At 68.9% G+C, this 5,055-nt stretch carries 6 protein-coding genes; 2 read left to right on the top strand and 4 right to left on the bottom strand.

What is annotated here, in order from left to right:
• Positions 1-22: 22 nt before the first annotated feature.
• On the bottom strand, positions 23-628 hold the full coding sequence (locus I8N68_RS32130; protein ID WP_200216868.1) for a YdeI/OmpD-associated family protein: 606 nt from the start codon (positions 626-628) through the stop codon (positions 23-25).
• 395 nt (positions 629-1,023) lie between these two features.
• Between I8N68_RS32130 and I8N68_RS32125 the strand changes: the two genes are divergently transcribed.
• Complete coding sequence (locus tag I8N68_RS32125; RefSeq protein ID WP_200216867.1) at positions 1,024-2,160, top strand: hypothetical protein; 1,137 nt, start codon at positions 1,024-1,026, stop codon at positions 2,158-2,160.
• Positions 2,161-2,431: 271 nt separating this feature from the next.
• Here the strand turns inward: I8N68_RS32125 and I8N68_RS32120 are convergent, their stop codons facing one another.
• The 3 genes from I8N68_RS32120 to I8N68_RS32110 form a co-directional block, all read right to left on the bottom strand.
• The gene (locus I8N68_RS32120) at positions 2,432-2,899 is read right to left on the bottom strand and encodes an SAM-dependent methyltransferase (protein WP_200216866.1); all 468 of its coding nucleotides are present in this window, start codon (positions 2,897-2,899) and stop codon (positions 2,432-2,434) included.
• Between the two features lie 57 nt (positions 2,900-2,956).
• Complete coding sequence (locus I8N68_RS33460) at positions 2,957-3,109, bottom strand: DUF4267 domain-containing protein (protein WP_234040992.1); 153 nt, start codon at positions 3,107-3,109, stop codon at positions 2,957-2,959.
• A gap of 446 nt (positions 3,110-3,555) precedes the next feature.
• On the bottom strand, positions 3,556-4,458 hold the full coding sequence (locus tag I8N68_RS32110; protein ID WP_200216865.1) for an NADP-dependent oxidoreductase: 903 nt from the start codon (positions 4,456-4,458) through the stop codon (positions 3,556-3,558).
• Between the two features lie 106 nt (positions 4,459-4,564).
• Here I8N68_RS32110 and I8N68_RS32105 point away from each other — a divergent pair, with 106 nt between their 5' ends.
• The gene (locus tag I8N68_RS32105; RefSeq protein WP_200216864.1) at positions 4,565-4,963 is read left to right on the top strand and encodes a winged helix-turn-helix transcriptional regulator; all 399 of its coding nucleotides are present in this window, start codon (positions 4,565-4,567) and stop codon (positions 4,961-4,963) included.
• The last annotated feature ends 92 nt before the right edge of the window (positions 4,964-5,055 follow it).

Raw genomic sequence — 5,055 nt, 5'->3', positions numbered from 1 at the left:
CGCATGATCATGAAGATGCCGATTACGCCGAGTTCGGAGGCTTGGCCTTCTGCGGGTAAATCGTCTCGTGACGGCCCAGCATGGCAACGAACTCGCCGATCTTCCGCTCGCGGGTCTGCGCCCGTTTGACGGCATTGACGCGGTGGATGAGAGCGAACCGGTTGGTGTTGGTGAGTACGTCGAACATGGCCTGGGCGGCGGGGTCGGCAGCGATGGCGGCGAGTATGTCGGCCGGCACCTCGGCTTCCGACGGCGGGGCGTAGGCGGCCGCCCACCGCCCGTCCGCCTTCGCGGCTTCTACCGCGACGCGGCCTGGGGGCAGCATTCGCCCCTGCGCCTCCAGCCGGGCCACGTGGGCGACGTTGCGTTGTGACCAGGAACTGCGGGGCCTGCGAGGGGTGAATCGGATCCAGGAGGTTTCCTGATCCCGCTTACGGGCCTGCCCGTCGATCCAGCCGAAACACAGGGCCTCGTCGACCGCCTGCTGCCAGGTCAGCGTCGTAACTGTGCCGCCCTTCTTGGTCAGGGCGAGCCAGACACCGGGCGACGTGGCGTGGTTGGCCGACAACCACGCGCGCAGCGCGTCGGCGTCCGCGACGATCAACTCATCCAATTCAGCGCTCGCCATGACGGCAGGCTATCGCTGCGCCGTTGCCGCAGCCTCTGCCTGTGGGCCAGACCGACTCGCCGGGCTGCCGGCGCACCGGCCGCTCGGCGGACCGTCGGGGGCAGGACCTCGATGCTCAGGACGGTCTCGACGTCGGGCCGGCATGTCGGACTCCTCGTGCACGTGCCGGTTGCGGCGAGCGTCGTCCGCGACCACGGACCTTGGACAATCGCCAGCGCCATCCACGGTGGCGGCCAGACACCGTACGAGCCGGCGACGCCCGGCGATCCAGCCGCGCACCTCAACCGCTCGGTCTGCGGCAGATCCGGATGCCCTCTTCCGGCCATGAGCCCTCAGCGTCGTTAGGTGGACAACTTCTCTGCGGCGTCCGGACCACACTGATCCATACTCTCCCGGTGCGACACGAGCATTTGCTGGCGCAGACCGACTGGTCCGCGGTCGAGCATGCCTACACCGGGATGGCAGACGTACCCCACACGCCGGAAATCCTCACGGCGCTGCTGAGCGACGACGCCGCACGGCAAGCCGGCGCGCTAGGCGATCTCTACCATGTCGTCCACCATCAAGACACGATCTACAGCGCGACGGCACCCGCCTTGGACTTCGTTGTCGCGGTGCTCGACGACCCGCGCACGCTGACGCCGGTACCGGCCGACAAGGGAAGCCGCACCCCTTGGGTACCGCTTCGGGCTGCCCTGCTGGACTGGCTGACCTCGGTCATGGAAGCCGCGGCGGTGTCTGGCGACTGGGCACCGGGCCAGCCGGCGACGATCGCCGCGTGCCGTGCCGCTCGCCCACGCGTCTACCGCGCAGCCTGTGCGATGCGCACGGATCCCGACCCGGCGGTCGTCTCCGCGGCGTTGGGCACGCTCGCCTGTCTGCTGGACGCGCCGGAACTCGCCCACCACCGACCCGAGGCCGGAGTATGGCTGCATGACCACGCTCTGGTGTCCGCCGACCGGCGCACCCGTGTCCTGGCGGTCATGACCCTCGCATCGTGGGCGTACGACACCGCGCCGGTTCTGCAGAACGATCCGGATCCCGTGGTACGGGCAACCGCCGCGCTCTCGCCCACGCATGCAGTCAAGCCTGCGGGCACCCGGGCGCTGCTTGAGGTGCTATCGGCACCGGCCGATGCCGCGTGGTGTCAGCAGGTTTTTCCGCACTTCGGGCGGATCTTCCCGTTCAAGCTCCTGCCCGCGGCGATCGACCGGGCGCCTCTTGATGAGCTGGTCACGGCCCTGGCCGTGCTCCTGGCCGACGCGCCTGAAGGCACGTACGCCGGCGACTGGGGCGCGCGGCTGCGCACGAAGGCGTTCCCGGATGGCTTCCCGCCGTCCGAGGCGCCCAATCCCGCCCAGCGGGCCCTTCTGACCGTGCTCTCGGAGCACTGCTTCGGCCCGGCCGCCCCGCCCATCTGGTTCGCCACCGACGCCCGGATGGCGCTCAGCGATCTCGTACCGGAAGGCGCGGTCTTCAAAAGGAGGGCAAACAGCCGGTGGTCACCGGGCTGGGCGACGCCGCCTGGGTAGCCCACCCATCCGAGCCGCCGGCTGGGTCCGCCAGCCCGCCAAGCAGTGGTTGCCCCTTGCTGGCCGCATCCGCACATCGGCACGTCCGGATGCAGGCACCCGCGATCCGGTTACCTTCCGTGACGAGCACTTCGCGGCTACGTTCGATCACGGCTGCGCGGCCGCCTCGGGATTTCTCTTCGGAAAGGCCGCTGAGTCTGGTTGGGGTCGACGGAGTTGTGGATACGAGAGGTCGATGCGCTCGGAATCGGCTCCACCGTCAAGCCCTCGCTTACGGCTGGAAGTACTCCGACATCAGGTGGCTGACCCATTCCGGCTGCTGGACGTTTACCGGCAGGAACTCGGTCATCGTCGGCTTCAGGTCGATGACGGGGGTGCCCGAGACCGCGTCGAGGCCGACCACCGTCAGTTTGCGGCCGCGCACGGATTCGATCGCGCAGCACGTCACCCCGATGCGGTTCGGTCGGCGGGGACCGCGACCGGCGAAGATGCCGACGGGCGGGAGGTCGGCGCGGCCGCGGTTCGGGCGGGGTTCGCGGTAGTCGTCGTGCTCTGGGAACTGGTCGAAGATGAAGAGGACTTCGACGTGGGAGAATCCCTCCATGCCTTGCAGGCACGCCTCGCCGAAGCGCTCGTCGATGGTGATCGTGCTGCGGACGGCACCCCAGTTGTCCGTGTGCTGGACATCCGTCCGGTCATTGCGGACCGTACCGATCGGATTGATCTCGAAGCTGAGCATGGAGAGAGGCTGCCCTTCAGTGAATGCGATCTTCGGCCGAAGCGGCGTGACACGTGGTCACGCGACGAGCAGGAGCACGCTGATCGCCACCATTACCACGGCGGTGGCCCCGTGGATGCCGTAGGCGACCGCCTTGGGCCCGTTGCTGCGCAACACGATCAGTGCGTCGCCGGCGGGCATGCCGGCGGCGGCCAGCATGAACCAGCCCAGCAGGTGGGGTGTGGCCCCAGCCAGCAGGATGAAGATGAAGAGCCCGGAGGCTGTCGTGCACGGCCTTGACGGTCAGCCAGGCATGGAAGGTGCGGTCTTCGGTCGGCGTGTCGGGGATGCCGAAGCCGGCTGCGGTCTGTGGCGCCCAGATCTCTCGGACGCCGATGAAGATGATGCCTGCGCCGATCAGTCCGGCGAGCACGTTGGCGATGGTGGTGAGCATGGGCGGTTTCCCCCTTGGTGACAGCGGCGCCTTTCTAGCGACGCTGGCGCTGCTGGTAAAAGGTCCACCCCGGTGACGGCTTTCATCTGGCCGGTAGGGGTGTTCACGGTCGATCAGGTGAAGGTGCTCGCGCCGCGCCGCGCCGCGCAGCAGGCGTGGCGGGAGCGGCGTACTGACCGTGGGGCGCGTCAGTTGATCGTGACGGCGGAGGTTTGGCTGGGGGTCATGGGACGATCACCACGCCGCCGCGGACGCCGCCTTTGGCCAGCCGGTCGTGAGCGGCCGCGGCGTCGGCGAAGGGGTACACGCCGGCGACCCGAAGCGGGATGTCGCCGCTGGTAACGAGTTTGACCAGTTCACCCAGCCGCGATCCGTCCGGTAGCACCTCCAGCGCGAAGGTCCGGATTTTCCGCACCGGTTCCGGGCGAAGCGGAGGCGACGCGGCCACGTAGCCGCCGCCGTCGCGGATGAGGTCCAGGAGCGAGGGGCCGATCACCGCCAGGTCGATGACCGCATCGAACGTCCCCGTCGGGTCGTCGGAGCGCGACAGGAATGCCGCGCCTAGCGACTCCACGAACGCACGGTCGTCGGTTCCGGCGAGTCCCGTGGCGTGCAGGCCGGTCGCGCGGGCCAGCGCCAGGACGAACCCGCCGACCTGCCCGGCGGCGCCGGTGACGAGCACGGTCGAACCCGCCGGGACCGCGAGCAGGTCGAGGGCCTGGGCGGCGGCGAGGCCGTTGGTCGGCAGGGTCGCCGCCTCGGTGGCGGGGACGCCGGCGGGCGCGGGGGTCAGCCAGGCTGCGTCGAGCACCACGTACTCCGCGTGGGCACCGACCGTGGTTTGCAGCCATGGCGAGAAGCCGATGACCTTGTCGCCGATCGTGAACTGCTCGACTGCCGGGTCGACCGCGTCGACGGTGCCGGCCACATCCCAGCCGGGCGTGTACGGCAAATCGGTCGGCAGCGGGGCCGGGAACCGACCGGAGCGGATCATCAGGTCGACTGGGTGGACGACGGACGCGGCGACCCTCACCCGTACCTGCCCCGGCCCCGGCTCGGGCACCGGCACGTCTGCCACGTACAGGACCTCCGGCCCGCCGAACTGTGAATAGCTGACTGCGCGCATCGCTGTCTCCTTGGTGGGCTCTCGTGATCACCAAGACCGTAGGATTCAGCGGGCACTGTCAGAAAGTAGGTACCGTGAAGTGCCTAGGGCACCGGTGGAGGGCACGATGGCGACGACGACCGCGGCACAACGCCGCGAACAGGCCAAACGCGACTACGACGCGTTCCTGGAACGGTGCCCGACCCGCGAGCTGTTGAGCAGGCTTACTGACAAGTGGGTCGCACTGGTGATCCCAGCCCTCGCCGACGGCCCGCAGCGGCACAGCGAACTCGCCGGCCGCATCGCCGGCGTCAGCCAGAAGATGCTCACTCAGACCCTGCGCACGCTGGAGCGCGACGGCCTGGTCACCCGCACGGTCACTGCCTCGGTACCGGTCCGCGTCGACTACGAACTCACTTCGCTCGGCCATGAACTGTTTCCGGTCATGATCGCGATCAAGAACTGGGCGGAGATGCACATGGACCGAGTCTTCGAAGCCCGCGCCCAATTCGACGCACGCCCCTAAACCTCCTCAGAGACGGCGCAACGTGTCCGCTCATCGGCAGATCAGGATGCCGAGCGGTAGCGGCCGCCGTCACGCTCCGCCACGCGCGGATC

The organism is Micromonospora coerulea (genome assembly GCF_016598485.1).
Classification (GTDB): domain Bacteria; phylum Actinomycetota; class Actinomycetes; order Mycobacteriales; family Micromonosporaceae; genus Micromonospora; species Micromonospora coerulea.
The sequence above is the reverse complement of the archived record's forward strand: the minus strand, read 5'-3'. Positions and strand labels throughout refer to the sequence as shown.